Here is a 26,796-nt window from a genome sequence, read left to right as displayed (position 1 = left end):
ACGGCCGCGCTTGCTGTCAGGAGAACCGTGAACCCCAACGAGAGATGATCTCGCCGAGCTTAAATCTCAAGCTAAGAAGGGTCGTTTGTCGCGTTCTCCGGGGTGACCGCCCTGCTGCCGAATCCCGGTTTCCTCGCAGCGGCGGCAACCAACAGCTCAGTGAACGCGGTCACACGTTCACTGACAGTGGAGCTCGCACCGCTGCGGTTGAACGCCATCTCGCCCGGCACCATCGACTCCGGCGCGTGGGACGGGCCGGACGAGAAGAAGGGTTCTTTCCTGGCCATCACGCAGACCGCCGTCTTCGCCATGACCAGCACCTTCACGCCCAGCGGCAGTCTGGCGATCGACGGCGGACAACCCGCCGGTCTTGCCGTTCCGGACGTCGCACGGTCCCTCGACTCAAGTCCGTACACGGAATGAGCTCGGACGGCTACTCCTCGCGTTCGTACTCAGCCTGTGCCCTCTTCTCGTCGAGTTCGTCCTGGGCGGCGCGGTAAATGTCGCTGACGAGCTTGCGGACAGCCTGGGCATCGGACCCGGACGAGGCGTCCCGGATGCGGTCGGCCCATTCGTCTGCATCATGCAGGTTTTCCGATTTCTTGCTCATATGACATTTGTACCCTTTTGAGGCTGCGCTTGTCTCCCTACCGGTAGATGAAGCGGCAGTGGTGACCGCCTACAGGCCGCGGCGGCGTAGATCTGCCAGGAATCGGGCAACCTGCCGGTTCCTGCAAGAGTGTGTCGCACCAGCCACACCGAACGTCGCACGTATGCGGACAATAGGCGTGCCATGCAGTAATGAAACCCGATGCCGGCACGTAAACAGGCGGTCGCAGCCCGAGCCCGCAGAGTCCCCAGGACCTGTTCAGTCGGCCGCAGAGTGCTCTTTTGCCCGTGCCAGGTGCTGGCGAAGCAGCAGGAATCGCTGCCGTCGCCTCGATCAGCCCGCACCGGAGCTTCGTGGGAAGCGTGTAGCGCCCCGGCCCGGTTGCGTCCAGGGAAGTGGTGTACAGGTTTCCACCTAAATCGGGGGTTTGATCCCGTAGTTGAGTGAGAAGCCTGAACGTAAGAAGGCCACCGGCTGATCCTTCGAGAACGACCAAGCTCTTGAAGGAGAACAGCACGATGACCGCACCCGACAGTCTACCCTTTGCCGCGCTGCTGGAGGAGAACCTCGCCTCGGCGAGTCCCGACCTGCTGCGGCAGATGGTGAAGACCTTCGCCGACGCCATGATGTCCGCCGACGTCGACACCGCTTGCGGCGCGTCCTACGGCATGCCGAGCGAGGAACGCGTCAACTCCTGCCTCGCCCGACGCAGGGCCGACGTCCTGTTCGCCATGCTCCGCGACGGCATCTTCTACGAACCCCGCCCCGGCCAGTCCCCGACCTCCGTCTCTGTCTGGCGTCACCGCGACGAGGAAGCGGGGCCCGCTTCCAGAGCAGCCTGCAGTTCCGCGAAGCGCCGGTCCTGCGACGTTCCCGCAGCCAGCTCGCTGAGCGCATAAGCCGTGGTCTTGAAGCCATCTCCGTGGTGGAACTCGGCACCCCAGGCACCAAGCCTCACCGAAGCCACCTCGTCCAGCCTCAGGCGATGGGTCCCCCACGGATTGACCGCCACGATCTCGTCAGGGCCGACCTCAAGCCGGACCCTGAGAATCGACCACCAAAAGAACAACGCCACGCCGACCGCCAGCCCCGACCACAGCCCGGCCGACCGAGCCGTCTCCACTCCCGGAGAAGAAACCCACCCAACCCAGCCGGCGAGCGCCTCCGCTCCTACGACCGCCGGGATTACATAGCCCGCCGCGCGAGCCACCCCGCCCACTCGCCACACCGATACCGAGTCCCCACCCTGGTCATCCATGCCCACATTGTGAGCCACACAGCCCGACCAAACACATAGGGGCACCCTGTGAGACTTGTGGGGTGCCGTCGGGGCCGGAGCCTGACCCGTGCGACAACTGGCCGCAGCTGCCTTGGAGTAGATCTGTCGGCTTCCGGCCCCAGGCGGTGCTTGCTGCCGCCGGACCGGCGGGCGTGTCCCGATAGGGGCCTTGCCCTACAAGGCACCATCACAGTTCTGACCGCCCATCCGGCCCGGCGTCGGCCATCAGCCCCAGCCGATGAAGGAGCCGCGTGACCGTCACCAGCATGCCCCAGCCGACCCTGCCCACGCAGCGAGCAGCACAGCCCGCAGAGGACGTGATCCTCGGTGTCGACACCCATAAGGACGTGCACGTCGCCGCGGTGATCACCGTGCTCGGCGCGCTCCTAGCCCATCAGGAGTTCCCGACGACCGCTGCCGGATACCGCCAACTTCTTGCCTGGGCACGCTCGTTTGGCGCCCTGCACCGTGCCGGGGTGGAGTGCACCGGCTCCTATGGATCGGCACTGGCTCGGTTCCTGCGCGCGGAGAACATCCAGGTCATCGAGGTCGACCAGCCGGACCGTGCCACCCGGCGCAAGCGAGGCAAGACCGACGCCGTCGACGCAGATGCTGCAGCCCGCGCGGTCCTGTCCGGACGCGCCACCACCACACCCAAGACAGGCGAGGGCCCGGCCGCCGACATGCGCGTCCTGAGACTGGCCAAGGAATCAGCCGTCAAGGCCCGCACCCAGGCGATGAACCAGCTCAAAGCCGTACTCCTGGGCATCGATCCCGCACTGCGCGAGTCCCTCTCCGGACTCAGGAACCCGGCACTGATCGCCCGGTGCGCGGACGGCCTGGCCGACAGCGACGACGCGGCCGTGTTCACCCTCCGGCTGCTGGCCCACCGCATCCAGCACCTGACCTGCGAGGTCAAGGAACTCACCCGCCGCGTCACCCGAGCCGTCAGCACCCACCACCCGCAGCTGCTGGAGATCGTCGGTATCGGCCCCGACAGCGCCGCAGCCCTCCTCATCGCCGCCGGCGACAACCCCGACCGGATCCACAACGAGGCATCTTTCGCCGCTCTGTGCGGCGTCAGCCCGGTCGAGCAGTCCTCCGGCAAGACCCAGCGCCGACGGCTCAACCGCGGCGGCAACCGGCAGGCCAACGCCGCCCTCTACCGCATCGTCATGACACGCATTCGCTGGGACGAGCGAACCCGCGCCTACCTGGAACGACGCACCAAGCAAGGCATGTCGAAGCGCGAGATCATCCGCTGCCTCAAACGCTACGTCGCACGCGAGATCTACCACCGCATCCAGCCGAAGACGACCGTCTCCGGCCTGTCCTCCACCGCTTGACGAAACATAGGGGCATCTACGCCACCCACAACACCCCCGAGATCAAGGCATGGCTGGGTCGGCACCCCCGCTTCCACGTCCACTTCACCCCGACCGGATCCTCCTGGATCAACCAGGTCGAGCGATGGTTCGGCCTGCTGACCGACAAGCTCATCCGCCGCGGCGTCCACACCTCCGTCAAAGCCCTCGAGAGCGACATCAAGGCGTGGATCGCCACCTGGAACGAGAACCCCAGGCCGTTCACCTGGACCAAGACCGCCGACGAGATCCTCAACTCCCTCGCCGACTACCTCACCAGGATCACCCCACCAGATACTGAAAACCATCAGCAAACTTAAGATCGAGATTTCCGGCGCAGGACACTAGAGCCGCCCGTCGCCCTGCGGGGCGACGACGAGAGTGACGCCCGCGGCGCCCACGCCTTCGGCGTACTCGCCGACGGCGAGTCGCATCAGACCGTTGTGGTTGCCGTATTCCTCGCTGCCGACCAGCACCGACGTGGCGCCGGGCATGTCGTAGGTGAGTTTGGAGGTGCCGTGCTCGCCCTGCTGCCAGACACGCACCTCGTCCCCTTGGACCTGGATCGTGCCGGGAGTGCGTCCGTCGTGGGAGAGCACCGGCACCACGCGCCGCACCGGCCCGTCGTAGCCGCGGAGGATCGTGGTGACCCGGGTTTCCCGCGGCATGACAGCGAAGCGCTCCTCGACCGTCGTGACGCCGCCGCCGAAGTCGCCGTTGTAGCGGACCGTGAACCTGACGTCGTCGCCGCGTAGCCGTGTCGGAAGTACGACGACGTCCTGGGTCAGGCTCGGCTCTAGCTCGCCGAAGTGGCGCCACTCGCCGGGGCTGACCTCCCACGCCACCCCCACCCCGGTCGTCGGCGGTGTGGGACCGTCCGGCACTCGATAACGCGGCGCGGCCAACAACGAGTCGCTCGACCCGAGCTGCGGTGAGTGACCCGAGAAGTGCGCCCGAATGAAGCCGGTCGCGTCGTAGTGGTGGTCGCCGGCGGTGTCGATCTCCACGTAGCTGCCACCGGCGTTCGCGAAGACCTTGTGCAGCGGCTCGATGTGCAGCAGGTAGCCACCGGTCTCCGAGGGGGCGGGCCGTTCCGTGACGTCCTCGGTCGCGGCGGCGTGTTCGTACGCGATGGCGAGCATCGACATCGGCAGCAGGTTGTACTGGGAGTGGCCGGAGTAGGACTCGTATCCGAAACTCTGCGCCGGGTCCATCCAGTTCTTGACGATCTGCATCTCCCCGCTCGGGCGCACCCAGCGGAACATGGAGCGCAGCGCGAGGTGCGCACCCCGCTTGAAGTACGCCGCCAGCTCGCTGTCGCCGGCAGCCAGCGCGCGTGCCGCGAAGATCTCGTAGGTCACGCACTGCTGCGCCTCGTTCCACTGGTGGTGTGCCGACCTGCCACCGGCGGGCAGCTCGCCGGTCGGCGACTGCATGAACAGGCTGGTGATAGCCGCACGACGCAGGGCCTCGGTCAGCTCGGCCTGGTACGGCCCGGTGTAGCCCCGCCCGATGAGGTCTCCGAGCCAGAGGCGGGGGAAGTGGTCGTAGGGCATCGGGCCTTCCAGATAGAGCCCGTAGGAGGTGTCGAAGCGCGCGCCCTGGGCGGCGAAGCTCGCCTCGGGGTGGCGATCGGACGTCACCCGCAGACCCATCATCCGGAACAGCGCTTCGCCGCTCGCGGCGACGATGTTCCAGTTACTGCTCCCGACGGCCGCACGGTAGGTGAGGAACGGCTCGAACCGGCCGATGTCGTGCTTCCAGGCTGCCGAGCGCTCCGCGGGTACATGCGGCTCCAGCAGCCGGATCGCATGGGCGAGCATCGGCGCGTAGAAGTCCTCGTGGGCATCCGCGGCGGTGCGCTCGGCGAGTTCCCAGGCTGACCAGTCCAGCGCGAGCGCGGCTGCTTCCAGGAGGTCCCCCCGTCCGGCGTACGCGACCAGGGTCGCGGCAGCGTGGGCGAAGGCAGGCGTGCTGTACTGGAACTCACGGTTCAGGTAGGGATCGATGATCGCGCCGTCGGTGTCCTGCTTGGTCTTCCAGAAGTCCACCTCGCTCGCGATCAGCCGCAGGTAGTCGCCCCGTCGGAGACCGGTGGGCCGGACTCGATCGCCCGCGGACCGCGACCGGTGGCCGTCGAGCAGCGGCGCCGTCGGGTCCGGCGAGACCAGGATCGGCCCCCAGGTGCTCGGGATCGGGGCATCGGTGAAGGTGACCCGGACCGGCTCCGGATCCGCCGTCGGCTCGAGGACCAGCGCATTGACGACCCAGTTGTTCGCAGGCGAGTCCATGGTGACGTCGATCCTCGTGCCGCCCTCCGGTACGACGAGCGTCGCGGTGAGCTCGGCGAACTGCGCGTAGCTCGGATGCAACACCGGCAGCGGCTCGCCGCCGTCCACCCCTGGCACCTGCAGCCGGGTGAAGTGGTCGGCGAACGTCAGGTCGCCGGAGAGGACGCGCAGGCGGTAGCGGCCCGGCGTCAGACTCCCGATCCGGAACACGCGCGCAGCGGTGCCGAACACGAAGTCGCGCTGCGGAGCATCACCGCCCCGGTCGCGGATGCTGAGTCCGGCCGCCGAGACCCAGCCGTATCCCCGCGCCTCCGTGTAGATCTCAGTCGCTATCCGCACGTAGCCCGGTGCCGGTGCCGGCGTCGCGCCGCCGAAGTCCAGACGGAGCGTCCCGACCGTCTGTCCTTGCGCCGCCCATCCGGGCGCCGCGCCTGCCAGCGCCGCTCCCAGCGTCCCCGCGAGAAACGCGCGCCGTCCTGTCTTCATGTCCTTGCTCCTTTGCTGCCCGATCAGCGGTCTGTGGTGCAGGTCATCTGGCCCGAATCCTCATCCGGTGGGTGCCGAGCCGGTCCGGCGTCGAGCCGACTACCTCGACCGCCACCGCGCCGGTCGCGTCGACGTCCGGCACCGTCATCCGGACCTTGACGCTGCCGTCGGTCCGGGCCAGACCGGTCCCGACCTCGCGGCCGTCGATCAGCACCGAGAACCCGCTCCTGCGGAGCGAGCCCGCCTCCGTCGAGCACCTTCCAGAACACCGTGCTCGCGGTGGCGTCCGGGGCGATGGAGAGCTCGTCGAGGGTGGCGTAGGCGTTGCCGCGGCGCGGGACGTCCGGGTGCTCGCCGCCGAGCAGCAGAGCCATCGCCTTGCCGGACAGGGTCGGCTGGGACCTCGTCGCTGGCGAAGACGCCGTGGGGGGTGCCCCAGGTGTTCACGTGCCAAGGCCCTGGGTCCGCAGGCTGCCGTTGACGTAGTCGTCGAAGACCGCCAGCGGCTGGGTGGGGGCCGGCGGCCTCCGAGTCGGGCGGCTGGGCGTTGGCGGAGGACGTCGACAGGCTGGCCACGGTGGCCGAGAGCGCCGGGCGGTGGTGGTCGTGGTGAGGCCGCGGAACCCAGCACGGAGTGGCATCGAACGGGTCCCTTCGAAGGTGTGGCTCCGGTCCAGGAAATGCCTAGTAAGCGCTTTCCCAATCTTTGTACCCGGTCACCACTGATGCGGCAAGGGTCACATCGGGAGAGGTTCACCGGATCAAGAGCGGCCACCCGGCAGCCCCCAAGGGCCGCAACCGACCCCAGTGCCGAGTCGCCTGCGGAACCGTGGTCCGCCGCGAGTTCCCGGCTGTAGCGGCGCTGGATGGCGTCAGCTTCAACATCCGCGAAGGGGAGATCGTCGCCCTCATCGGCCCCAATGGCGCCGGCAAGATAACTTGCTTCAACGTCGCCACCGGCGTGTATAGACCGATTAGCCCTTCAGTTGGAGATCCTTGAGGGCGCTGCAGTTCGGTGGTCTTGCGTGTCGGGTAACTGCCGTGTATGCGGGCCGAGTTACTGGATGTCCCGTCGGTCGTGACCGATCTGGAGTGGGCTAAGGAATTTCATCTGGGCTCGCGCAGATTTCGGCGTGGGACGGGTGAACAGGGCGCGCTCCGCGCGGGCGAGGCCGTCCATGATCTTGGCGCGCATCCGGGCCGCCTGCAGCGCGTCATCAGTCATGTGGGCAACCCACCGCTGCGGCTCTGTGGACAGAAGCCGCCGACGACGGGGCACTCCTGCGGCTGATCTCCACCCCTGCGGGTGACGGCGCCCTGGTGTGTGGCGGCGCCGGGCCGCTACGTTCCCCTGGAGTCAATGATCGAGGGGGAGGGCGCACGAGTGCCAGTGGTTCTGTACACGCATTCTCGTGTGCAGCTCGGGCACCTCGGCATCGGCGACCGCGCCCGGCGCGATGCATCCCGTATGTACACCTGGCAGGCGGCTGGCAAGTTGGGATGCGCGGCCCACGAGGCCGTGTTTCGCTGAGGTTCATGAGGATCGTACTGTTCGGGGCAACGGGAATGGTGGGCAGCCGGATCGCCGCAGAGGCGACGCAGCGCGGGCACCGACTCACGGCCGTGAGCCGCTCCGGGCAGTCGCCTCTGCCCGGGGTGTCAGCCGCGGCCGCCGACGCCTCGGACCCGGCGAAGGTCGCCGCGCTGGTGGCGGGGGCCGACGCGGTGGCGAGCGCATGCGTACCGCCGCGGGACGGTTCGGAGCCGAAGGAGCCCTTCCTTGCGCTCAACCGTTCTCTCGCGCAGGGCATGCGCGAAGCCGGAGTCCGGAGGCTGGTGGTGGTCGGCGGCGCTGGCAGCCTGGAGGTGGCCCCTGGGCAGGAGCTGTGCGACCTGCCCACATTCCCCGAGGCGGTCCTGCCCGAGGCCCTCGCCCACCGCGCGGTCCTGGAGTACTACCGCACCCTCGACGACTTGGACTGGACCTACGTCTCCCCCGCCGCCAAGATCGCCCCCGGCGAGCGCACGGGCCGCTTCCGGGTGGACGACGACCGGCTGCTCACGGACGCGAACGGAAACAGCCGGATCAGCGCCGAGGACTACGCGATGGCGTTCCTCGACGAACTGGAACAGGGCACGCATGTACGCGCCCGTATGTCGGTCGCCTACTGACGGAGGACAGCACGTAGCCACGGCTGATCCCGTCCAGGCTGAGGATCTGCCCGCACACTTCACACCGCTTCTTCAATGACCTGATCACAAAAAACTGAGCCTGGACACCACGCTCGGCATGCGCTGGACATAACGGGAGTCGAAGGGGCCTACGCGGGGTCTCTGCGTCAGGATCCTGATGACGGTGTGCTGGTCGTCGTAGAGGTAGAACGCCTCCAACGGCCACACGGTGCGGCGTTCCACGCTCGCCGACGAGGTCCAGACTCGCCACGCCTAATGGAACGCCATCCCCGCTCGAACAGCACGCTCGGTTTGTGATCCGCTGCAGTCCGTAGCCGCAGGATCGGAAAGTCCGTCATGTGGGAAGTGATCTGAAATGAAGGAGGGGACGGGGATGTACGCCTACCGGTGCACCCAGTGCCGCACGACCTCGTCGGCGGTGGTCACGCGCCACGGCCTGAACGAGGAGCGGACCAAGCACCGGCACCTCTTCCACGGCGGCCACGTCCCCGACGGCGAGCAGGTCATGGAGCCGGACAAGTTCAACCCGCTCCCTGTAGACGGACGACGTGCAGCTGCTCCTGGTGCTCGTCGGCGTACGTCATGTCGGTGACGTACGCCGGGCGACGGAGACGTACGAGGCGATGCAGGCCGGGACCGATCCGGCGGAATGCCCGTCGGGCCGGCCCATGCGTCACAGCTTCCGTCGCAGCAGCGCCGTGATGAGTTCGGCCGCGCCATTCGATCCAGTGCGAGTCGTCGAGGAGATCCCAGGCGTCGTCGAGGCCGGCCCGCCTCAGGAATTCGACGAGGTCCTGGTCGCTGTGTGCGAGGCCGACGGTCTGCCCGTTGATGGCGACACTGCGCCCGCCCGAGGGGGAGAGGCCGTGGACAACTATCGGGGCGCTCATCCCTCCAGGGCGGCCCGGGGCGACGGCGGGCGCATCCGGCTGGCCCAGGTGCGCGGGTCCCGGCACGAGGATCGGTGTACGGGTGGTGGCCCAGATGTCTCCCGGCCGCGGCTGGACCGCTGCCCGACCGGCCCGCAGGGGGGTCCTGGAGGTATGCATGCCGTCGACGATCTGGAACGGGGCCATCAGCTTTGGCCTGGTCACTTCTCTGAACCAAAGGGCCTGGCCGATGGGTCCTCGGAAGCGGTGGTGTTGATGACAGCGCTGCGGAGCGGGGGCTTCCGGTCCTTGAGGGCGGTTCAATGTCCGGGTGGTGAACTGGGCACATACGTACGACTGTCATTTCGATACTGATCGCGTCCCCGAGCTCTTGGAGCGCGTGGAGCGCGAGGACGACACCGAAGCCTGGAAGGAGCTGGGATACCGGCTCGTCCTTGAGCATGACTTGCTCTCGCCCGCCAGCTTCGCAGCCCTGCCTCGTTTGGTGCGCCTCGCACGAGGCAGCGCGCGGGCACGTGGTCTGACCGGGGAGATCATGGAACGCGCGGCCGGGCACCACGGCTGCGACGATCTGCTGGCGGACTGTGTGGACTCGATCGCGGAGTTCCGTGAATTGCTGGATCAGCATCTACGGACCCGGCCGGCCGACTACCTCGCGGCGTTCCGCGCGCTGCTCGCAGTCGAGGAGCAGTATCACTGGGCGGCTGTTCTGGGGGACTTTGCGGACGACTTCTACCATCTGGACTGCCCTCACTGCGCCGTGAAGGTGACGATCGCCATCGGCGACTACGGGCGCTATTCGGCGATTCGGGACTGGAACCTGGGAGACGTGGACCAACGTGATCTGCGGCCGGCGCCTGCCGAGCACTGCTCGGGCACCGGCCGATGGATGTATGAGACCGCTCTCCGGGATGGGGAAGACATGCTCGCCGACGGAATCACGTACCTCTTCGGCGAAGCGGAGTGCCCTCGCTGTGCCAGCGTTTTCAACATCGCGGACGAATACACGTCCGCCAACCGCCCGGTCCTGCGGTAGGCCGCGAAGGGTCGGCAGCTATCCGGCTGCGGCCCAGGGACAGACCCAGAAGCTCCCCCATGAGTACTGTCAGTGGCTCCTGAAATGCCGACCCCTGGCCGATCTGGGTCTCCCCGGTCCGCCCCGGCCGCGAACACGACACCACCTGCGCCCGCACCCACGGCCTGATCACCGCACTGAACCGACTCGCCGCCACCCTGGGCGTCCCCACCCTGACCGACCTTGGCTACGAGAACGCCGGCGACGGCTTCCGCCACCCGGTCAAGAAGCCCCAGGGCCGCGAACTCGGTCTCGAACAACAGGCGTTCAACAAGATGATCCGCGGCATCCACGGCGTCGCCGAACGCGCCAACGCCCTACTCAAAGTCACGTTCAAGGCCCTGCGCCGGGTCAGCCTCGACCCCGCGAGCATCACCCGTATCGCCCGCGCCGCCCTCGTCCTGCTCCAGATGGGACACGGCCGCACAACCTGAACGAAGATCACAAACCGTCACGAGACGTTACCGAGAAGGGTTCATCGATGTCGTCATCCGACAGATAGGCGGGTCAATTCGAGTTGTAGGCCTGGAGATTCAGGGGTGCCCAGCGCAGCTCACTGCGTTCGCCAGTCCGGTACTCGTGCGGATCAACTTCGATCCGCGCCTCGACCGCCTCCGGGCCAGTGCGACGGACCAGCAGCGTGGGCTTGCAGAGGTCAGTCATGACCATCGCCGGGTGATCGATGTGAAGCCACTCAGACATGCGGCGGGACATGTCTGGTTCTGGAGTTACGACCGTCGTGAGGAGCAGGGGAATGTCGATCCTGATGTCCCTGACCGACCAGATCAATTGGTCCGCCCACGATGCGAGTGGCTCAGGGTCATCGATCGGCTCGTCGGCAGGGTCGTCGAGGTTTGCAGCTGGCTGAGGTTCCGGAGAGAGGCGCTCGTACCGTTCGATGATGATGAGCCGAGGCTTCTGCCCGTTGACCAGGTCTTCCGCTTTCGCGTTCACGAGGGCGGCCGTCGGGTTGGGCGTCTCGTCAACGGCCAGCCACTCGGACTGTGTGTCGGGCGGGTACCCGGTGTACAGGACGGTGGGGATACCGGCCCGGGCTGCGTGGACGGCAGTGTCCCTACCGACTTTCGCCTCCCGGCTGCCACGCTGCGCGATGATGCCCACCTTGTGCCGGTAGTTCAGTTCGGCAAGCTCGGTGAGCTCGGGCCACGGCGTGGGGATCGGTTCCTGCCTCTCTCCCAAGCGTTGCATGACCCTGGCGCGCGTCTCCGCGAGCTGGTTACCTTCGTCTGCCAATGTCCGCTCCCCTCCAGCTGGAACACAAGTATCGCGTCGAGTGGGGAACATTCCAGACGCTTCCCTGTCCCGCCTGCCAGAGCGAGGTCCTCGCGTACGCAGGTCGCGGACGGCCACTGGGTCGCTCTCGATCCCCTGGGTTGCCCTGAACAACCCCTCGAGTCCCTTCACAACGAGAAGTATCGCCGCCTACCGCGGGGCCATGAAAAGCACGAGGTGACCTGCAGCCGCCAGACGAAACCTCGAGTGGAGCTGGCGCGATGAGGCGGCCAGGCTCGGGCTCTGGGGTCAGTTGGCAGGAGTCGTCGGCCAGGCACCTGCTTGCACTCCGCGGCTGGGTTTCTTTCTGGAAGAGCGGCTACTGACGAGTGTCTGTCGGATCTGTGCGGCGGTCGCGCGTGCATGTTCCGAGGTGGAAGTCACGTCTCCAGTGGCGGGGACAAAGCGATGGGTCGGCTGCTGACAGTACGGGCAGGGCGATCCGTCGGTGAGTACGTAGCCGTCCTCGCATGCCCCGTTCGAGCATGCGCCGGGGCTCACGAGGCACTCAGCGATCTCCTGGGGGGCCCAACGGCGACGGTTCTCCTCATCGCGTTCATGGATCGCGTGGGACCAGCGGTTGCTCCAGCGCCTTTCGATGCGGTCGAGGAGTTGCGCAGGCGTACGGTGTTCGAGCTCCTCGAACAGGATGTCGGGCACGGTGCGCGGCACCCGGTGTCCGAGGGTCTGGAGGAGTGGTTGGGAAAAGCCTTACATGATGAAGCGGATCGGGTCGTTTCCGGGGCTCTGCCTCCACTGCTGGCAGAGGCAGGCTCCTCCGTCGGGCAGCGGGTTGTGGCAGCGGGCGCACAGTCCGCGGCAGCCGGCGCAGATGCCGTCGTTGAGTCCGTCAAGGTGTGGTGCTGGCGCCCTGCCGCATTCGCGGCAGCACGCCGCGCACAGCCCGCACAGTCGCTCGTTGCCCTGCTGGGGCGTCCAGTTCCGCTGCTGGCAGCGGCAGCACAGACTGGTGTTGCAGTAGTCGCTGTGCTCGCCGTTATGCCGTCCGGAGAGAGCGAAGGACATGGTGCTTTGTAGGGTCTCGCGGCGCGTGTCGGATGGCGTTCCGCTGACCTGGGCTTCTCCCGCAGTCTCACGATGTCTCGGACACTGGAGTCTCAACCACATGTCGGATTCTCAGCGACCCCCGTGAGCCGACGTCGGTAACGGCGACCGAGCCGCGATCCGTGGAAACGTGGGTCTTGGGTGGGTGTTCCGCGGTCGGCCACGCGCGGTCGTCCACCGTCAGGAATGGCTCGCCCAGCACGGTCGCCGGGGTTGTGCCGGTGAACGCCATGACGTCCCGATGCAGATGGGACTGGTCGCAGTAGCCGCCGTCCGCCGCGACTTGGGCTGCGCTTTCACCCGCGACCAGACGGTGTACGGCATGGTCGAAGCGGACCAGCTTCGCGGCACTTTTCGGTGGAATGCCGATGTGCGAGTGGAACCGGGACCACAGACGCTTGCGGCTCCATCCGAGTTCGGCCGCCAGGTGGTCGATCCGGACGAGGCCCTTGCCGGCGACGATCCGGTTCCAGGCCCATGCCACTGCCGGGTCCACCGGCGACCGCGCCTCAAGTCGGCGGGCGAGCAACGTGTCCGTGAACGCGAAGCGGTCCTCCCATGAGGGGATTTCGCCCAGTTGCTCGCGAATCCGTGACGCCTCCTTGCCCCACAGGTCGTCGAGGGACACCAGGGAACCGGTCAGATCGGCCGGACAGGCGCCCAGAACCGTGCCTGCGACCAGTGGGGACAGGCGCACCTGGACGCACTCGACATGTTCGCCCCACGCCCGAACCCCGCCTCCGGAGCCGAACCCGGGCCCGGCGACGAGACTTCCCCGATGTCGCTGCCCAGCGCCGTCCTCCACGGTGGACGGGCTCGCCCCGAACTCCAGAACCAGCATCGCGGCCGGATGCGGAACCACCCGCAGGCCACCGACGGGCGGGCCGGGGACCCGGAACCCGGCCATGTCGACACCAGCCACCCGGCTGGGCCGCTGCGGACGTGCGACGTCCCACACAGCGGGATCGTCACGTTCACTCGTAGTGGACCCCATCACCAAATTCTACGCGGGCCAAGGAGGGAACATTTGTCCAAGCCGCCGGTGCGCACCGGCGGCGACAGTGGACTCATGACTCCTCCCGACAGGCACCCTCATATCAACGGCGACGCCGGCGCCACCGAGGATTCGATCCTCTGCCTGGAGCACGGCGACATCTACGTTTGCCAGGACGGCCCCCGCGACGCCCCCGTGCTCCTGCTCATCCATGGATCCGCCGCCTCGAGCCGTTCGTGGGACGCCCTGGTTCCGCTGCTGACCACGCTCCATCGCGTCATCCGGATCGACCTGCCGGGGCACGGCCGCTCGGCCGAACCGGTCGGCGGCGATTACGCGATCCCCGTGCAGGGACGCCGGATCGGCACGGCACTGGACCGGCTCGGCGTCGAGCACGCCATTGTCGCCGGCCACTCCAGCGGTGGCTATGCCGCCACCGCTCTCGCCGAGCAACGACCCGACCTGGTGACCGCGCTCGCGCTCATCAACACCGGCCCCAGCATGGATGCCTTCATCGCACCGGGGCCCACCGCGATCGACCCCGCGCAGTGGCCACCGACCGACGAGCAGATCCGCCAGTTCGCGAGCACCGGATTCCGCGCGGGCTACCAGGTCCCACAAGAACTCGTCGACGAACTGCGCGGCATGACCTACCACGCGGTCACCGCAGCAATGCAGGCGTCCACCGCCTATCTCAACCAGCATGCGCTCCCGGATCGGCTGACGGCCCTCGGTAAGCCGCTGCAGGTGATCTTCGGCGACCAAGACCGCAGATGGCGACCCTCGTCCGCGGCCGACTACCGCGTCGTTCCGGGCGCGAAAGTCAAGTTGCTGCCCGGTGCCGGACACACACCCATTCTGGAGGATCCGCCGCGGACCGCCGCACTTCTACTGTCCTTCGCCGAGATCCACGCCGCTCGAGCGCCCAAGGCCACTTGACGATTTGGCCCAACACGGCAGGTCTGCGAATGATGGCCGCGACCTGCGAGTCTCAGCTCGGTCGGGTGGAGCGGGAAGACGGAGAGGAGGTCGTCGTCGGCGCCGAGCGCGTGGGTCAGGGGCGTCACGGACGCCAGTGTGCCGTCATCGACGGCGTAGGGACTGGTGAACAGCGGCTGGCGATGAGATCGCCCCTGAACGCCGGGAGGGCCCAGGTATCGGAGCCCTCCCGGCTTTGGCGGGCGGTCAGTTGCAGCAGTCGCAGCCGGGGCGGCAGCCGCACGCATCCACCTCGGGGCGGGGGGACGGGGCCACTGCGGAGGGTGTCGCGCAGCAGCCCTCGCCCTGCCAGGCGTCGCGGCCTTCCCTGACGGCGATGGCGGCGATGACCAGGGCGGCGATCGGGTCGGCCCAGGACCAGCCCAAGGTGGCGTTGAGGACCAGGCCGGCCAGGAGGACGGCGGACAGGTACGTACACAGGAGGGTCTGCTTGGAGTCGGCGACCGCGCTGGCGGAGCCGAGTTCGCGCCCGGCCTTGCGCTGGGCCGCGGACAGGAACGGCATGATCGCCAGGGAGAGCGCGGCGATGACGATGCCGGGGACGGACCGCTCCGCCTCTCCGGTGCCCGTCAGCGCCCGCACGGCGTCGACGCTGACGTACGCCGCGAGCGCGAAGAAGGACACGGCGATGATCCGCAGGGTGGTCTTCTCCCGCGCCTCGCGCACCGCGTGCTCGCGGGCGGAGAACTGCCAGGCGACCGCCGCCGCCGAGGACACCTCGATGACCGAGTCCAGGCCGAAGCCGACCAGCGCCGTGGACGAGGCGATCGTCCCGGCGGTGATCGCGACGCCGGCCTCGATGACGTTGTAGGTGATGGTCGCGGCGACCAGGAGCCGTATCCGCCGGGTCAGCGCGTCGCGGCGGGTCGGGGAAGGCCCGAGGGGTATCGAGGTCATCAGCAGCACCCCTTGTCGTCGGCGTCGGTGCAGGTGCGGTCGGCGGCGACGGCGACGACGGCGTTGCGCAGGTCGTCCAGCGCGTGACCGAGGCGGGGGTCAGCCAGCTCGTAGCGGGTGCGGCGTCCGTCGGGCACGGTGACGACCAGGCCGCAGTCACGCAGGCAGGCCAGGTGGTTCGACAGCCGGGTGCGGGAGATCCCCAGCGTGTCGGCGAGGTCGGAGGGGTAGGCCGGGGCCTCGCGCAGCGCGAGCAGCAGGCGGCAGCGGATCGGGTCGGCCAGCGCCCGGCCGAAGCGGGTCAGGGCGTCGAGGTCGGTGGCGAGGGTCAGCATGGACAAGACGATACACGGATGCTTGAATCCAAGAAATCCTGAACTGTTGGAGGTCTCCACCGTGCCCCGCCGCTCTCCCATGCCGCCGGCCCTGCTTGAGGTGTTCACCGCCGAGATGAACGCGGCCCGCGCCCCGGGGCCGACGGCGCAGCGGTGGCGTGCCGCTGAGCGGGCTCACATCCTGTCCCAGCCCTGGCCGTGGCCCCACACCCGCACCCATGGAGTGATGCTCCGCCTTGCCCTCCGCGACCGCGACGTGCGCGAGGTCCTCGGCCAGCTGGTGCGTCTAGCGGTGGCCGCTCCCGGTTCGGCGGCCGGGAGGTACCCGGACGGCAACACCGGCCGCACCCGGGCCGGGCTCACCACACCCATGCCGATCCCGGACGACCTCGCCGCCCTGCTTCGCGAGGCCGGCGTCGCGCTGCGGCCGTGAACCCGGCGGCGTTCAAAAAACCAAGGTTTTTTGAAGGCTCCCGCACTCAGACAGTGGCCAGCGCGGTGCCGCCATGGCCACCTGAGGATCACATACCGAGGGGCCAGGGTGCTTCTTCCTGGCCCCTCGGTATCCCTCATGCCTTGAGGAGCCGTGGCTTTGTTCGTGAGTTGTGAGAGCGCGTGCCGCTCGGCGGGCGTGCGATAGGTTGCCCGCCATGACTGAGCTTGGACCCGTCGCCTGGCCACCTGCCCCGATCAGGACCGAGCGGCTCGTGCTCCGCGAGCCCGAGGCCCGGGACCGTGCGGCGTTCATCGAGCTGTTCGCCTCGCCAGAGGTGGGTACCTACATCGGTGGCCCTCGACCGCGTGATGAGCTCGAGCGCGCGGTGCCTGAGGTACCCGGGCGGCGCCCTGGCCTTTTCGTGATCGATCTCGACGGAGCGATGATCGGCATGATCACGCTCGATCGGCGCGACGCGAAGCGTCCGGGTCACGTCCGTCCGAATGCAGGGGAGGCCGAGCTCGGCTACATGTTCCTGCCGGAGGCGTGGGGACGCGGGTACGCCGCCGAGGCGTGCGCAGCGGCACTCGACTGGTTCGCCGACGCGCTTCCCAGCGAGCCGGTGGTGCTCTGCACCCAGACCGCCAACGACCGCGCGATCCGCCTCGCGGCGAAGCTGGGGTTCACCGAGGTGGAGCAGTTCGAGGAGTACGGCGCCGAGCAGTGGTTCGGCGTGTGCTCCTCGGTCACGTCGTCCGGTTGAGCTCGTGCTCGACAGCGCGGATCCACGAGGCCACCGATCGGTCGTCGGCCTCGGCGCGCCGCTTGACCTCGTGGAGCACGTCGGAGGGGAAGCGTACGGGGATGGGCGATGTCAGTCGCGCTGCGCGCGGTGCCGAGAAGACCCACGGCGCCGGCGGACAACAATCGAGTACGCCAATCTCCGAATGTCTCCATTTGTCCCCGAACGCCCCCTACTGGGTCGAGGAGCTCCACGACGACCCCGAGGTTGCGGGCTTGCTGGACCGTCCACTGCGCGGTCGGATGCGCGGTCACACCAGCGATGTGCAGGCGGCGCGTGCCGTGCTCGAGGAAGACCAGCGCGTAGACCCGGCGAAGACCGACCAGGTCGATGTGCAGGAAGTCGCAGGCGATGACGCCGTCGGCCTGCGCCGTCAGGAACTCTCGCCACGTCGGCCCACCCCTATGGGGAGCAGGGCCTACTCCGGCAACAGTCAAGATCTCCCAGACCGTGGAGGCTCCGACCCGATGCCCGAGCCGCGCGAGCTCGCCTTGGATGCTGCGACACCCCCAACGCGGATTCTCCGCGGCCAGCCGCAGCACCAGCTCTTTGATCGCCTTCGTGGTCGGTGGCCGGCCGGGCCTGCTCCGGCGCTTGCTGTAGTCCCACCGGCGCACCACGAGCCTTCGATGCCACGCCAGCACGATGCCCAAAGTCACCGGGAACACCTGCGCCCAACGACGCCGGGGTATCAGCGAGGACAACGCCGCGAACCACAGCCGGTCCGCCGGCTCGTAGCCCACCGGACCTGCAAGTTACCTGCGCAGCACCGCGTTCTCGTGCCGCAGGACAAGAAGTTCGGCGTCCTTGGCCACCTGCCCACGCAGCAGCAACACCGGGACCGACAACAGCTTCCTCGTCACCCGACAGACCAGCGAGACAATCACCCGCGGCATCCTCCCACGCGACCCTGAACGCCACCACACCCCCTACGACCTGCAGCGACGCATTTCTGAACGGCACAGGGTGGGATGCGAACGCGCTTGATGGGCCACTGCCTGCTGATGTCTTGCGGGCAACTGTGACTGTGGTCGCCGATTGGGCGCCGCTCTCCCGGGATCGCCCTGCTTGTGGACGCCCGCACCGGCTACCTCCTGGAGGCCAGCGGCCCTCTTGCAGGACCGCGAAAAAGATAACGGGGGGCAGCGGTGGTCGGGTGCTGCTCGTGCTGTGGCAATGTCCCGCAGGTACGCCGACGGCCCCTCCGGGCGGATTATCCGCCTGATCAAAGGGGCCGTTCGAACATCTGCGACCTGCCCCTACTGGAGCTGGTCGGCTCCCCGGCCGAACGGCTGCCCGTTCAGGCGCCGTCCCGTGCCGCCCGAGGACAGGGCGATGATCTCCGCTGCGACGGCGATCGCCGTCTCCTGCGGGGTACGTCCGCCCAGGTCGAGGCCGATGGGGGAGGACAGTCTGGTCAGTGCGGTTTCCGGGACCCCCGCCGCCCGCAGGCTGGCGAGCCGGTCCTCGTGCGTGCGGCGGCTGCCCATCGCGCCGATGTAGCCCGCCCGGGTCCGCAGAGCAGCCTCCAGCAGCGGGACGTCGAACTTCGGGTCGTGGGTGAGCACACACAGCACGGTGCGCTCGTCCACGGCGTCCGCCCTCTCGGCCAGATACACATGGGGCCAGGCCACGACGACATCGTCGGCGTCCGGGAAGCGTCCGCGGGTGGCGAAGACGGGCCGGGCGTCGACCAGCGTCACGTGATAGCCGAGGAAGCGGCCCGTACGGATGACCGCGGCGGCGAAGTCGTTGGCGCCGAACACCAGCATCCGCGGCCGGGGCGCGAACGACTCGACGAAGACGGTGAGTTCGTCGCCGCGCTGCTCGCCGTGCCCGCCCGGACACAGCTGGAACGTACCGGTCTCGCCCCGGGCGAGCAGCCCGTGGGCCCGGTCCGCGATGCGACGGCCCAGTTCCGTACCGCCCAGCGTGCCGTGCACCTCGCCGGGCCCGACGACGAGGGTGGAACCCACCGCCGCTCCGGGCCACCTCGCCGCCGACGCCGTGACCGTCGCCGTCGCCACCGGACGGCCGTCGCGGACGGCCTCCGCCACCAGGGACACCTGGGAGAGGTCGACCGCCCGTACGAACACCTCGACCGTGCCGCCGCAGGTCATCCCGACGGCGAAGGCGTCGTCCTCCCCGACGCCGTAGACCGCGCTCGCGGGGACCCCGGTCTCCAGTACCTCCAGGGCGAGTTCGTACACCGCGCCCTCGACGCAGCCGCCGGACACGCTCCCCGCTACCTCACCGTGCTCGGATACGGCCATGGCGGCGCCCGGCTGCCGGGGAGAGGAACTCCAGGTCCGTACGACGCTCGCCTGCGCGAACCGTGTGCCGGCCGCACGCCACCCGTCGAGGGTCTCCAGGAGGTCGCGCACGGTCAGCTCGCCGCGCCGACGGCGCGAGCGGCGTTCGTGGCAGGGCGCGGCACCCGGTCGCTCAGCAGGCTCCCCGCGTCCGGGACGACCGTGTCCAGGCCGAGTTCCGAAAGGATGCGGTACGTCGTGGCGGTGGCCGCCGACAGCACCGGCAGCCCCGCTTCGTCCTCGACGGGCTGGATCGCGGCGAGCGAGGGCATCTGGACACAGGCGGAGAGCACCAGCGCGTCCGCCCGGCTCAGGTCCAGCTTCCGCCAGTGCTCGCGCAGACCGGCCGGGTCGAGGCGGGCGACCGCCAGATTGTCCGGGACCTCCAGGCTCAGCGCGTCGACGACCTCCACGCCCGCGTCCTCGATGTAGTCCACGACCAACTGGGTCAGCGGCTTCATGTACGGGGTGATGACGGCAATCCTGCTGGCACCGAGCGCCGCGATGCCGTCCAGCAGCGCCCCCGCGCTGGAGATCACCGGGGCCTGCGCGCCCTCTCCGCGCAGCGCGGACGTGATCTCGGCCTCCGCCGTGCAGTGGTGGCCGGGGCCCTGCGCCATGATCGCCACCAGACAGGCGGAGGCGACGACATCGGGGCGTGCGTCGGCGAGTTCGAGCGCCGCGCGCTGCGTCTGCGCGTTCATGCCACGCAGCTGCTCGGGGGTGACGTGCTGCATCCTCATCCGGCTGCTGTGGAAGACGAATCGGTCCTCGGGCCGTTCCCCCTCACGCGCCCGCAGCATGCGGGGCAGCTCGGTCTCCATGGTCAGGTTGGAGCTGGGGACGATCATGCCGATGTGGTGGTCCGTCACGGGTTCTCCTCGGAAAGGCGGTATCGGAGCACCCGTGTCGTACGGGTGCGGTCAGTACTCCCTGGCCAGGGCCTCCCAGTGGTCGGCCAGGGATGTCAGGTGGTGCATGAACTCGGTCTGCTGCGCCGGGTCGTACGGCGAAAGGAGCCGTTGGTCGAGCAGACGCGCACGCTTGTTCGCGTCGTGGAGGGTCTTCGCGCCCTCCTCGGTCAGGTACAGCAGCTTGCGGCGGCCGTCGTCGGCGGCGGTGCGGCGCACGATCAGGCCGCGGCCCTCCAGGCGCCGGGCCACATCGGCCATCGTGGAGGTGTCCAGGGCCACGGCCGATGCCATCGACCGCTGGTCGTGGCCCGGCGCCGCGTCCACGGCAGTCAGTACGGCGAACTGTGGTCCGGTGAGCGTCGGGTCGACCGCACGCACCCACACTGCGAGATACGCCTGGTAGAGGCGGCGTACCTGGTAGCCGGGCGCGGCCGTCAGGGCCGCGGGAATCACGGGCGAGGACTCTGAGGCGGATTCGTCAACCATGGGCTAACTCAATCACGGCGTGTCCAGGGAGCCCGCCCGGCCCGGAGTGTGATCACGCAGGCATCCGCCGCAACGTTTCGCGCAGCGCGCCGAGCGCGGCAGGCGGGTTGTCCCAGAAGAGCATGTGGCCCGCGTCCGGGATCCGGGTCAGGCCGGCCGAGGGCTGCAGCGCGGCGGCCTCCGCGGCCCCGGCTGCCGCGACCACCGGGCTGTCCGCGCCGTACAGCAGTGCCGTCGGGCCGGGCACCGAAGGCCACCAGTCGAAGAAGTCCTCCGTCTCGAAGCCCCGGTGCGTGGCTGCGATCGCCTCCCGCTCGCAGCTGGACAGCCAGCGGGCCCGCAACTCCTGTTCCCGGCGTGGCCAGCGGGGCCAGGCCCGGGCCACCTCCTCTGCGTCCGTGCCGCGCTCGGCCTCGGCCAGCTGGCCGAGGAAGGCGTCGAGGCTCGTCGGGTACGGGCCCCGGTCGGGACCGCTCATCGGTGGATCCCCCAGCACCGTGCCGGCGAGCGGAACTTTGCCGCGCGCCGCCACGACTGCCGCGATCCGCGCACCCATCGAGTGTCCGAACAGCAGCGGACGCTCCAGGCGGAGACCGGACACGACTGCCTCGGTGTCCTCGGCGTACTCCTCCAAGGTGTACGTCCCACCGCCGTCGGACAGTCCACGGCCGCGGATGTCGACCACCAACGGGCGCACCAGGTCGGTGAGTTCACGGGCGACGAAGTCCATCGTGACGGCAGGGCTGCTGATGCCCGGCAGGATCACCAGCGGGGTACCGTCGCCGCCGTAGTCGAGAATGTGCAGCCGGGCGGACCCGGAGCGTACCCACCGGCTGGTGGCGGGGATGTCGGCGAGATCGGCGAGAGCGGACTGAAGTACGGACCGCTGCGGGTGCGGCACGGGAACCTCCTGAAGTGGTACGGGGCGGGCAGAGCGGGATGTCAGAGGGCCGCAACGGGCTGGACGGCGGGTAGTTGGCCCAGGTATGCGGCGGCCTCCGCGAGGTCGACGACGTCCCCGTACTTGGCCTGGATGTCGAAGAGATTCGCCTCGTGCGGGCCCGGGGCGCGGTCGCCGACGCATTCGCGCGGCACCAGAACCGAGAAGCCCGACTGCACGGCGTCGACAGCCGTGGCACGCACGCAGCCACTGGTCGTCGCGCCGCACACCAGCACGGTGTCGCAGCCCAGACCGGTCAGGGCGGCGGCGAGCGAGGTGCCGAAGAACGCGGACGCACCCTTCTTCATCACCAGCAGATCCTCCGGGCGCCGCGGCAGCCGCGGGTCGATGTCGACGGCCTCGCTGCCCTCCAGCAGCGTCCGCATGCCCTGCGCCTTCTGGAGCCAGGTGACGGAATCGCCGGCCGCCTCGGCAGGGGAGTACGCGATGGCGGTGAAGATGACCGGCACCTCGGCCAGGCGGCCCGCCTCGATCAACTCGGTTGTGGCGCCGACTACTTCGGTCAGATCGGCGCCGGACGGGAAGGCGTCCTCGGTGAAGCCGCGGGTGAGGTCGACGACGACGATCGCGGGCCTGCTGCCGCGGCGTACCGGCGCGCCGAAACCGGCTCGGGCGTAGGTGCTGTCGGTGGACTGTCCGTACCGGCTCGTGTCCGTGCTCATGTCTGCTTCGCCGCCTTCAGCTGTCGGCTCATGGTGGTCAGCCGGCCCAGCAGCCAGCCCTCGAACAGCCCGAAGGCCAAGGCGGCTGCCACCGGTCCGTACGTGCGCAGGGCTGGTCCCGCCAACATCGCCAGCCCGTCGAGTTCCGCCGACGGGGCGAGCGGGGCCGGGGCGGACGAGCCGCGACCCGCCTGCTTCGGGGCGTTCGCGTCCGAGGACACCGCCGCAGGGACCCCCTGGCTGCGGTCCTGGTCCAGCAGGCTGCCGAGGTTCCTCGCGAACTGCTGGAGGATCCGGTCCGACACCGTGCCGATGGCGCCCTTGCCGAACTGGGCGATCTTCCCCCGGATGACGAGGTCCGTGGACAGCCGCAGAAGGGCACCCTCCGGCGCCTCCTCCACCACCATCGTGACCGCGGCCTCCGCATCACCGCTGCCGTGCGTGTCGGCGCCCCGCGCCTGGACCCGCAGCAGCCGCTGCCCGGCATCGACCTCCAGGAACCGGACCGTCCCCGCGTACGCGGCGGTGATCGGGCCGACCTTGACTTTCACCTTGCCGTGCCAGGAGTCGCCGTCCTGTCCGTCGAGGGAGGCGCCCGGCATACAGGAGGCGACCCTTTCGACGTCGTTCATCAGGGCGAATACATCGTCTGGCGAGGCTTTGACCGGAACGGTGTTGGTGAGCTGCATCAGTTCTCCTTCTCGCAGCGCCGGGCGGTGGCGCAGCCGTCGATCGCTTCGACGATGGTCTGGTAGCCGGTGCACCGGCACAGGTTGGCGGCGACGACCTCGCGGATCTCTTCCTTGGTCGCTTCGGGCCGCTCGGCGAGGAATCCCTCGGCGAGCATCAGGAATCCGGGGGTGCAGAAGCCGCACTGCAGCGCGTGATGCTTGCTGAATGCCCGCTGCAGATCGTTCAGTTCGCGCCCGTCCACACCGCTCGACAGGGACTCGACGGTGCGGATCTCGGCGCCCTCCGCCTGCGCGGCGAACATCAGACACGCGCGTACGGGCCGGTCGTCGACCAGCACGGTGCAGGCGCCGCAGATGCCGTGTTCGCAGCCGACGTGCGCGCCGGTCAGCCGCAGGTCGTGGCGGAGTACATCGACGAGCGTGCGGCGCGCCTCGGTGATGACCTCGTGCCGCTCGCCGTTGACGTCGAGGGTCAGCAGGTGCAGATCTCGCTGATCGGTACTGGTCATGAGGCGTGCTCCAGATTCCGCCGCAGTGCGCTGTGCACTGTCTGGGGTGTGATCGGGGTGTGGTCGAGTTCGATGCCGGTCGCACGCAGGCCGTCGTTGACGGCGTTCAGCACGGCGGCGGGTGCGCCGATCGTGCCGCCCTCGCCGGCGCCCTTGGCCCCGGTCTCCGTGAACGCGCAGGGCGTCACCAGGTGGTGGATCGTCACGTCCGGGATCTCCTGGGCGGTGGGCACCTTGTAGTCCATGAAGCTGGTGGCGGACGGCTCGCCCTGCCCGTCGTACGTCACCTGCTCGAACAGCGCGCCCGCGATGCCCTGGGCGATGCCGCCCCGGCACTGGCCCTCCACGACCTGCGGGTTGATCGCCACGCCGACGTCCTCGACGCAGACGTACCGCAGGATCTCCACCTGGCCGGTGCCTTCGTGGAGCTCCACGACGACGCCGTGCGTGGCATTGGAGAACGTGCCGTCGTTGAAGACGTCGAAGGTGGCGGTGGCCGTCAGGCCCGGCTCCACGTCCTTGGGCAGCAAATGCGCCTTGAGATACGCGATGTCGGCCAGCTGCTCGTAACCGATCACGGTGGAGGGGTCGTCCCGGCGGCGTACCTGTGCGCGGTCGAGTTCGGTCTCCTCCGGGGTGATGTCCCAGTGGGCCGCCGCGATACGTCGCAGCTTGTCGCCGAGCCTGGCCGCGGCCAGCCGTACCGCGCTGCCGCCCACCGTGATGGACCGGCTGGCGAAGGTGCCCCAGCCGTAGGTGATGCGTTCGGTGTCGCCCTGATGGATGCGGACCTTGCCGAGATCCAGACCGAGTTCGTCGGCGACGATCTGCGCCATCGTCGTCTCATGGCTCTGTCCGTGGCTCATCGTGCCGGTGGTGACGGTCACCGCGCCGCTGGTGTCCATGCGGACCTCGGAGATGTCGAAGCCAGGAACGACCTCCATCTTGCGCTGCGCGAAGGCGGTGGAACCGTAACCGGTGCGTTCGCTGAAGCACGAGTAGCCGATGCCGATGTGGCGCCCCTCGGCGGCCGCCGAGGCCTGCCGCTCGTACCAGCCCTCCTCCCTGAGCGACCACTCGCACAGGTTCAGCGCCTCCAGGTAGGAGCCCGGGTCGTACGTGATGCCGTTCACGCCCGTGTACGGGAAATCGGTGATGACGTTGCGGCGGCGGATCTCGACGGGGTCGAGACCCAGTTCGCGGGCGGCATGCTCGAAGAGCCGCTCCACGACCATCACGTACTGCGGCCGGCTGACACCCCGGTACGGCGCGGTGGGCGCCTTGTTGGTGGTGACCGCCCGCCCGCGCACCCGGTAGGCCGGCACCTTGTAGACGCCGGGCATCTCCGCGGACGCCATCAGCGGCTCGATGCCGGCGGTGAACGGGTAGCAGGAGTACGCGCCCATGTCGCACACCACATCGGCGTCCAGCCCGAGGATCGTGCCGTCCGCGTCGAACGCGGCGCGCACCTCGTAGTGCTGTTCGCGGGCGAGGAACGACGCGGACAGCGCGTCCTTGCGGTCCTCGATCCACTTCACCGGCCTGCCCAGCCGCAGCGCCGCAGCCGCTGCGGCGATCTCCTCGCGCCCGACCGCGCACTTGAGGCCGAAGCCGCCGCCCATGTCCGGCACGATCACGCGCACCTTGCGCTCGTCGAGTCCCAGAGAGCGGGAGGCCACCGTGCGTACCTGGTGCGGGACCTGCGTGCAGGTCTGCAGGACGAGCTGCTCCTCGCGGTCGTCCCAGTGGGCCACGACGCCGCGTGTCTCCAGCGGCAGCGCGTTCTGCCGGCCGGTCCTGGTCGATACCTGTACGACGCAGGGGGCGTCGTCGAAGATGCCGTCGATACCGTCCGTGGCGAACAGCGACACATCCACGAGTGTGTTGTGCACGGCCTCGTCGTGGACCAACGCCGCACCGGGCGCCAGGGCCTGTTCCTCCGAGGTAATGGGCGCCAGCGTCTCGTAACCGACCTTGGCCGCCTCAAGCCCGTCCTCGGCAGCGTACGCGTCGCGGGCCACGACGACGGCCAGGGGCTCACCCACGTAACGGACCCGGTCACGGGCGAGGACGGGCATCGCGGTGGGGACGAACTCGTGCAGCGGGCGACCGAGCAGGGCGGTGATGTCGCCGAGCAGCAGATCCTCCGCGGTGTATGCGGCGACCACACCCGGCACCTCCCGCACCGCGGACAGGTCGATCGAGGTGATCAGGCCGTGTGCGACGGTGCTCCGCACGAACTGCGCGTGCAGCATGCCGGGCAGCTGGATGTCGTCGACGAACCGGCCGCGCCCGGACAGCAGCCGGGGATCCTCGCGGCGGGCGACCGACCTGCCGATCAGTCGACGGTCGTTCTTCTCCGGGACGTCCTTCATCGGGACACCGCCTCCTCGCAGGCGCGCTGGACCAGCGTGCGGATGAGCTGTTTGCGGTACTGCGTGCTGCCGTTCGCGTCGCCCGGCGGCTCGACGGCGGCCGCTGCCGCCGCCGCGCACTCGGCGAAGGTCCCACCGTCGGCCAGGACCGCCTCCGCCTCCGGCACCCGTACCGGCAGCGGCGCCACGCCACCGAGTGCGACCCGGCCGCCGCGCACAGCGGGTCCTTCCAGATCGAGGTCGACCGCGGCAGCCACGATCGCGAAGTCCCCGCGCCGTTCGGCGAATTCGGTGAGCGCGGCATGGGGTGCGGGACGCGGGAAGACGATCTCGACGAGGAGTTCGTCGGTGTCGAGCGCGTTCGTGTAGTAGCCGAGGAAGAACTCCCCGGCCGGGATCCGGCGCTGCCCGCGCTGCCCCTGGGCGACCAACTCGGCGCCCAGCACCACGGCGAGCAGACACCACTCGGCGGTGGAGTCGGCGTGCGCGATGCTGCCGCCGACCGTGCCGCGGGTACGGATCGGCAGATGGCCGATCCACCCCATGGCCTCCCTGATGACCTCGAAGCCCGCCCCCAGCGTGTCCACCGGGGCCGTCTCCACGGCGTAGTGCGTGGTGAGCGCCCCGATGCGCAGTGCGCCGTCAACATCCCTGCGCAGCCCGGCCAGTTCCCGCAGGCCGCCGATATCGACGAGATGCGAGGGCCTGGCCAGCCGGAAGTTCATCATCGCGACCAGGCTCTGGCCGCCGGCGATGACCTTGGCGTCGTCACCGAGCTCGGCCAGTAGCCGCGTCGCGCCTTCGGTGTCGCGGGCCCGGTGGTAACGGAAGGGGGCGGGCTTCATGTCTCTCCTGTTCGTACGAAGGGCGCCGTGC

At 69.0% G+C, this 26,796-nt stretch carries 29 protein-coding genes and 4 pseudogenes; 11 read left to right on the top strand and 22 right to left on the bottom strand.

Annotated features, from left to right (window positions below):
- Window positions 1-90 precede the first annotated feature (90 nt).
- Window positions 91-423: pseudogene (locus OH809_RS41785) on the top strand (hypothetical protein); the annotation flags it as partial.
- 10 nt (window positions 424-433) lie between these two features.
- On the opposite strand, the gene OH809_RS41780 reads toward OH809_RS41785, so the two are convergent.
- Entirely contained in the window at window positions 434-610 is a 177-nt protein-coding gene (locus OH809_RS41780; RefSeq protein ID WP_406516223.1) for a hypothetical protein, read from the bottom strand.
- Between the two features lie 518 nt (window positions 611-1,128).
- On the opposite strand from OH809_RS41780, the gene OH809_RS41775 reads away from it, so the two are divergent.
- The 3 genes and pseudogenes from OH809_RS41775 to OH809_RS41765 form a co-directional block, all read left to right on the top strand.
- The gene (locus tag OH809_RS41775; protein ID WP_406516222.1) at window positions 1,129-1,509 is read left to right on the top strand and encodes a hypothetical protein; all 381 of its coding nucleotides are present in this window, start codon (window positions 1,129-1,131) and stop codon (window positions 1,507-1,509) included.
- Window positions 1,510-2,140: 631 nt separating this feature from the next.
- Window positions 2,141-3,235: an IS110 family transposase gene (locus tag OH809_RS41770; protein ID WP_406516221.1), complete on the top strand. Its 1,095-nt coding sequence runs from the start codon at window positions 2,141-2,143 to the stop codon at window positions 3,233-3,235.
- Between the two features lie 17 nt (window positions 3,236-3,252).
- Window positions 3,253-3,573: pseudogene (locus OH809_RS41765) on the top strand (IS630 family transposase); the annotation flags it as partial.
- A 24-nt stretch (window positions 3,574-3,597) separates the two neighbouring features.
- Here the strand turns inward: OH809_RS41765 and OH809_RS41760 are convergent.
- Window positions 3,598-6,030 (bottom strand): hypothetical protein, encoded by a 2,433-nt coding sequence (locus OH809_RS41760; RefSeq protein WP_406516220.1) that lies wholly within the window; start codon window positions 6,028-6,030, stop codon window positions 3,598-3,600.
- 43 nt (window positions 6,031-6,073) lie between these two features.
- Entirely contained in the window at window positions 6,074-6,244 is a 171-nt protein-coding gene (locus OH809_RS41755; RefSeq protein WP_406415707.1) for a hypothetical protein, read from the bottom strand.
- A gap of 615 nt (window positions 6,245-6,859) precedes the next feature.
- On the opposite strand from OH809_RS41755, the gene OH809_RS41750 reads away from it, so the two are divergent.
- Window positions 6,860-7,030 carry an ATP-binding cassette domain-containing protein gene (locus OH809_RS41750; protein WP_406415709.1) on the top strand — a complete coding sequence of 57 codons (171 nt, stop codon included), beginning with the start codon at window positions 6,860-6,862 and terminating at the stop codon, window positions 7,028-7,030.
- A 57-nt stretch (window positions 7,031-7,087) separates the two neighbouring features.
- Here OH809_RS41750 and OH809_RS41745 read toward each other — a convergent pair whose 3' ends face one another.
- On the bottom strand, window positions 7,088-7,255 hold the full coding sequence (locus tag OH809_RS41745; RefSeq protein WP_406415711.1) for a hypothetical protein: 168 nt from the start codon (window positions 7,253-7,255) through the stop codon (window positions 7,088-7,090).
- 311 nt (window positions 7,256-7,566) lie between these two features.
- On the opposite strand from OH809_RS41745, the gene OH809_RS41740 reads away from it, so the two are divergent.
- Window positions 7,567-8,202, top strand: coding sequence for an NAD(P)-dependent oxidoreductase (locus tag OH809_RS41740; RefSeq protein WP_406516219.1), 636 nt, complete (start codon window positions 7,567-7,569; stop codon window positions 8,200-8,202).
- Between the two features lie 84 nt (window positions 8,203-8,286).
- Here the strand turns inward: OH809_RS41740 and OH809_RS41735 are convergent, their stop codons facing one another.
- Both OH809_RS41735 and OH809_RS41730 read right to left on the bottom strand, forming a co-directional pair.
- Window positions 8,287-8,445 (bottom strand): hypothetical protein, encoded by a 159-nt coding sequence (locus OH809_RS41735; protein WP_406415715.1) that lies wholly within the window; start codon window positions 8,443-8,445, stop codon window positions 8,287-8,289.
- 299 nt (window positions 8,446-8,744) lie between these two features.
- On the bottom strand, window positions 8,745-9,317 hold the full coding sequence (locus tag OH809_RS41730; protein ID WP_406516218.1) for a hypothetical protein: 573 nt from the start codon (window positions 9,315-9,317) through the stop codon (window positions 8,745-8,747).
- Between the two features lie 175 nt (window positions 9,318-9,492).
- Between OH809_RS41730 and OH809_RS41725 the strand changes: the two genes are divergently transcribed.
- The gene (locus tag OH809_RS41725; RefSeq protein WP_406415718.1) at window positions 9,493-10,149 is read left to right on the top strand and encodes a hypothetical protein; all 657 of its coding nucleotides are present in this window, start codon (window positions 9,493-9,495) and stop codon (window positions 10,147-10,149) included.
- A gap of 89 nt (window positions 10,150-10,238) precedes the next feature.
- A pseudogene (locus OH809_RS41720) lies at window positions 10,239-10,622 on the top strand (transposase family protein); the annotation flags it as partial.
- Window positions 10,623-10,695: 73 nt separating this feature from the next.
- Here the strand turns inward: OH809_RS41720 and OH809_RS41715 are convergent.
- Together OH809_RS41715 and OH809_RS41710 are read right to left on the bottom strand one after the other, a co-directional pair.
- Window positions 10,696-11,442 (bottom strand): hypothetical protein, encoded by a 747-nt coding sequence (locus tag OH809_RS41715; protein ID WP_406516217.1) that lies wholly within the window; start codon window positions 11,440-11,442, stop codon window positions 10,696-10,698.
- A 1,132-nt stretch (window positions 11,443-12,574) separates the two neighbouring features.
- Window positions 12,575-13,540 (bottom strand): helix-turn-helix domain-containing protein, encoded by a 966-nt coding sequence (locus tag OH809_RS41710; protein ID WP_406516216.1) that lies wholly within the window; start codon window positions 13,538-13,540, stop codon window positions 12,575-12,577.
- Between the two features lie 75 nt (window positions 13,541-13,615).
- On the opposite strand from OH809_RS41710, the gene OH809_RS41705 reads away from it, so the two are divergent.
- Window positions 13,616-14,479 (top strand): alpha/beta fold hydrolase, encoded by an 864-nt coding sequence (locus OH809_RS41705; RefSeq protein ID WP_406516215.1) that lies wholly within the window; start codon window positions 13,616-13,618, stop codon window positions 14,477-14,479.
- A gap of 246 nt (window positions 14,480-14,725) precedes the next feature.
- On the opposite strand, the gene OH809_RS41700 is transcribed toward OH809_RS41705, so the two are convergent.
- Window positions 14,726-15,436, bottom strand: coding sequence for a cation transporter (locus OH809_RS41700; protein WP_406415723.1), 711 nt, complete (start codon window positions 15,434-15,436; stop codon window positions 14,726-14,728).
- Entirely contained in the window at window positions 15,436-15,771 is a 336-nt protein-coding gene (locus OH809_RS41695; protein WP_406415725.1) for an ArsR/SmtB family transcription factor, read from the bottom strand. Before OH809_RS41695 ends, OH809_RS41700 begins: the two co-directional genes overlap by 1 nt.
- A 46-nt stretch (window positions 15,772-15,817) precedes the next feature.
- Between OH809_RS41695 and OH809_RS41690 the strand changes: the two genes are divergently transcribed.
- Window positions 15,818-16,204: a DUF3703 domain-containing protein gene (locus tag OH809_RS41690; RefSeq protein WP_406415727.1), complete on the top strand. Its 387-nt coding sequence runs from the start codon at window positions 15,818-15,820 to the stop codon at window positions 16,202-16,204.
- Window positions 16,205-16,421: 217 nt separating this feature from the next.
- Window positions 16,422-16,970 (top strand): GNAT family N-acetyltransferase, encoded by a 549-nt coding sequence (locus OH809_RS41685; RefSeq protein WP_406415728.1) that lies wholly within the window; start codon window positions 16,422-16,424, stop codon window positions 16,968-16,970.
- Here the strand turns inward: OH809_RS41685 and OH809_RS41680 are convergent.
- From OH809_RS41680 to OH809_RS41625, 12 genes and pseudogenes are all read right to left on the bottom strand, one after another.
- Window positions 16,954-17,073, bottom strand: coding sequence for an Arc family DNA-binding protein (locus OH809_RS41680; protein ID WP_406516331.1), 120 nt, complete (start codon window positions 17,071-17,073; stop codon window positions 16,954-16,956). The genes OH809_RS41685 and OH809_RS41680 overlap by 17 nt on opposite strands.
- Window positions 17,074-17,212: 139 nt before the next feature.
- Window positions 17,213-17,752 (bottom strand): annotated as a pseudogene (locus tag OH809_RS41675) (helix-turn-helix domain-containing protein); the annotation flags it as partial.
- 12 nt (window positions 17,753-17,764) lie between these two features.
- The gene (locus tag OH809_RS41670) at window positions 17,765-17,896 is read right to left on the bottom strand and encodes a hypothetical protein (RefSeq protein WP_406516214.1); all 132 of its coding nucleotides are present in this window, start codon (window positions 17,894-17,896) and stop codon (window positions 17,765-17,767) included.
- Between the two features lie 372 nt (window positions 17,897-18,268).
- Window positions 18,269-19,393 carry an XdhC family protein gene (locus OH809_RS41665; RefSeq protein WP_406415730.1) on the bottom strand — a complete coding sequence of 375 codons (1,125 nt, stop codon included), beginning with the start codon at window positions 19,391-19,393 and terminating at the stop codon, window positions 18,269-18,271.
- A 2-nt stretch (window positions 19,394-19,395) separates the two neighbouring features.
- Complete coding sequence (locus tag OH809_RS41660; RefSeq protein ID WP_406415732.1) at window positions 19,396-20,193, bottom strand: aspartate/glutamate racemase family protein; 798 nt, start codon at window positions 20,191-20,193, stop codon at window positions 19,396-19,398.
- A 51-nt stretch (window positions 20,194-20,244) separates the two neighbouring features.
- Entirely contained in the window at window positions 20,245-20,721 is a 477-nt protein-coding gene (locus OH809_RS41655) for a MarR family winged helix-turn-helix transcriptional regulator (protein ID WP_406386187.1), read from the bottom strand.
- Between the two features lie 52 nt (window positions 20,722-20,773).
- Window positions 20,774-21,622, bottom strand: coding sequence for an alpha/beta fold hydrolase (locus OH809_RS41650; protein ID WP_406386189.1), 849 nt, complete (start codon window positions 21,620-21,622; stop codon window positions 20,774-20,776).
- A 41-nt stretch (window positions 21,623-21,663) separates the two neighbouring features.
- The gene (locus OH809_RS41645) at window positions 21,664-22,344 is read right to left on the bottom strand and encodes an isochorismatase family protein (protein WP_406386190.1); all 681 of its coding nucleotides are present in this window, start codon (window positions 22,342-22,344) and stop codon (window positions 21,664-21,666) included.
- Window positions 22,341-23,033 (bottom strand): SRPBCC family protein, encoded by a 693-nt coding sequence (locus OH809_RS41640; protein WP_406415734.1) that lies wholly within the window; start codon window positions 23,031-23,033, stop codon window positions 22,341-22,343. Before OH809_RS41640 ends, OH809_RS41645 begins: the two co-directional genes overlap by 4 nt.
- Complete coding sequence (locus tag OH809_RS41635) at window positions 23,033-23,545, bottom strand: (2Fe-2S)-binding protein (RefSeq protein WP_406386192.1); 513 nt, start codon at window positions 23,543-23,545, stop codon at window positions 23,033-23,035. The genes OH809_RS41640 and OH809_RS41635 overlap by 1 nt, the downstream gene beginning before the upstream one ends.
- Window positions 23,542-25,920: a xanthine dehydrogenase family protein molybdopterin-binding subunit gene (locus tag OH809_RS41630; RefSeq protein ID WP_406415736.1), complete on the bottom strand. Its 2,379-nt coding sequence runs from the start codon at window positions 25,918-25,920 to the stop codon at window positions 23,542-23,544. The genes OH809_RS41635 and OH809_RS41630 overlap by 4 nt, the downstream gene beginning before the upstream one ends.
- A complete protein-coding gene (locus OH809_RS41625; protein WP_406415738.1) occupies window positions 25,917-26,765 on the bottom strand; it encodes an FAD binding domain-containing protein in 849 nt (282 codons plus the stop codon). Before OH809_RS41625 ends, OH809_RS41630 begins: the two co-directional genes overlap by 4 nt.
- Window positions 26,766-26,796: the final 31 nt, after the last annotated feature.

This window comes from Streptomyces sp. NBC_00873 (genome assembly GCF_045207415.1).
Taxonomy (GTDB): Bacteria; Actinomycetota; Actinomycetes; order Streptomycetales; family Streptomycetaceae; genus Streptomyces.
The sequence above is the reverse complement of the archived record's forward strand: the minus strand, read 5'-3'. Positions and strand labels throughout refer to the sequence as shown.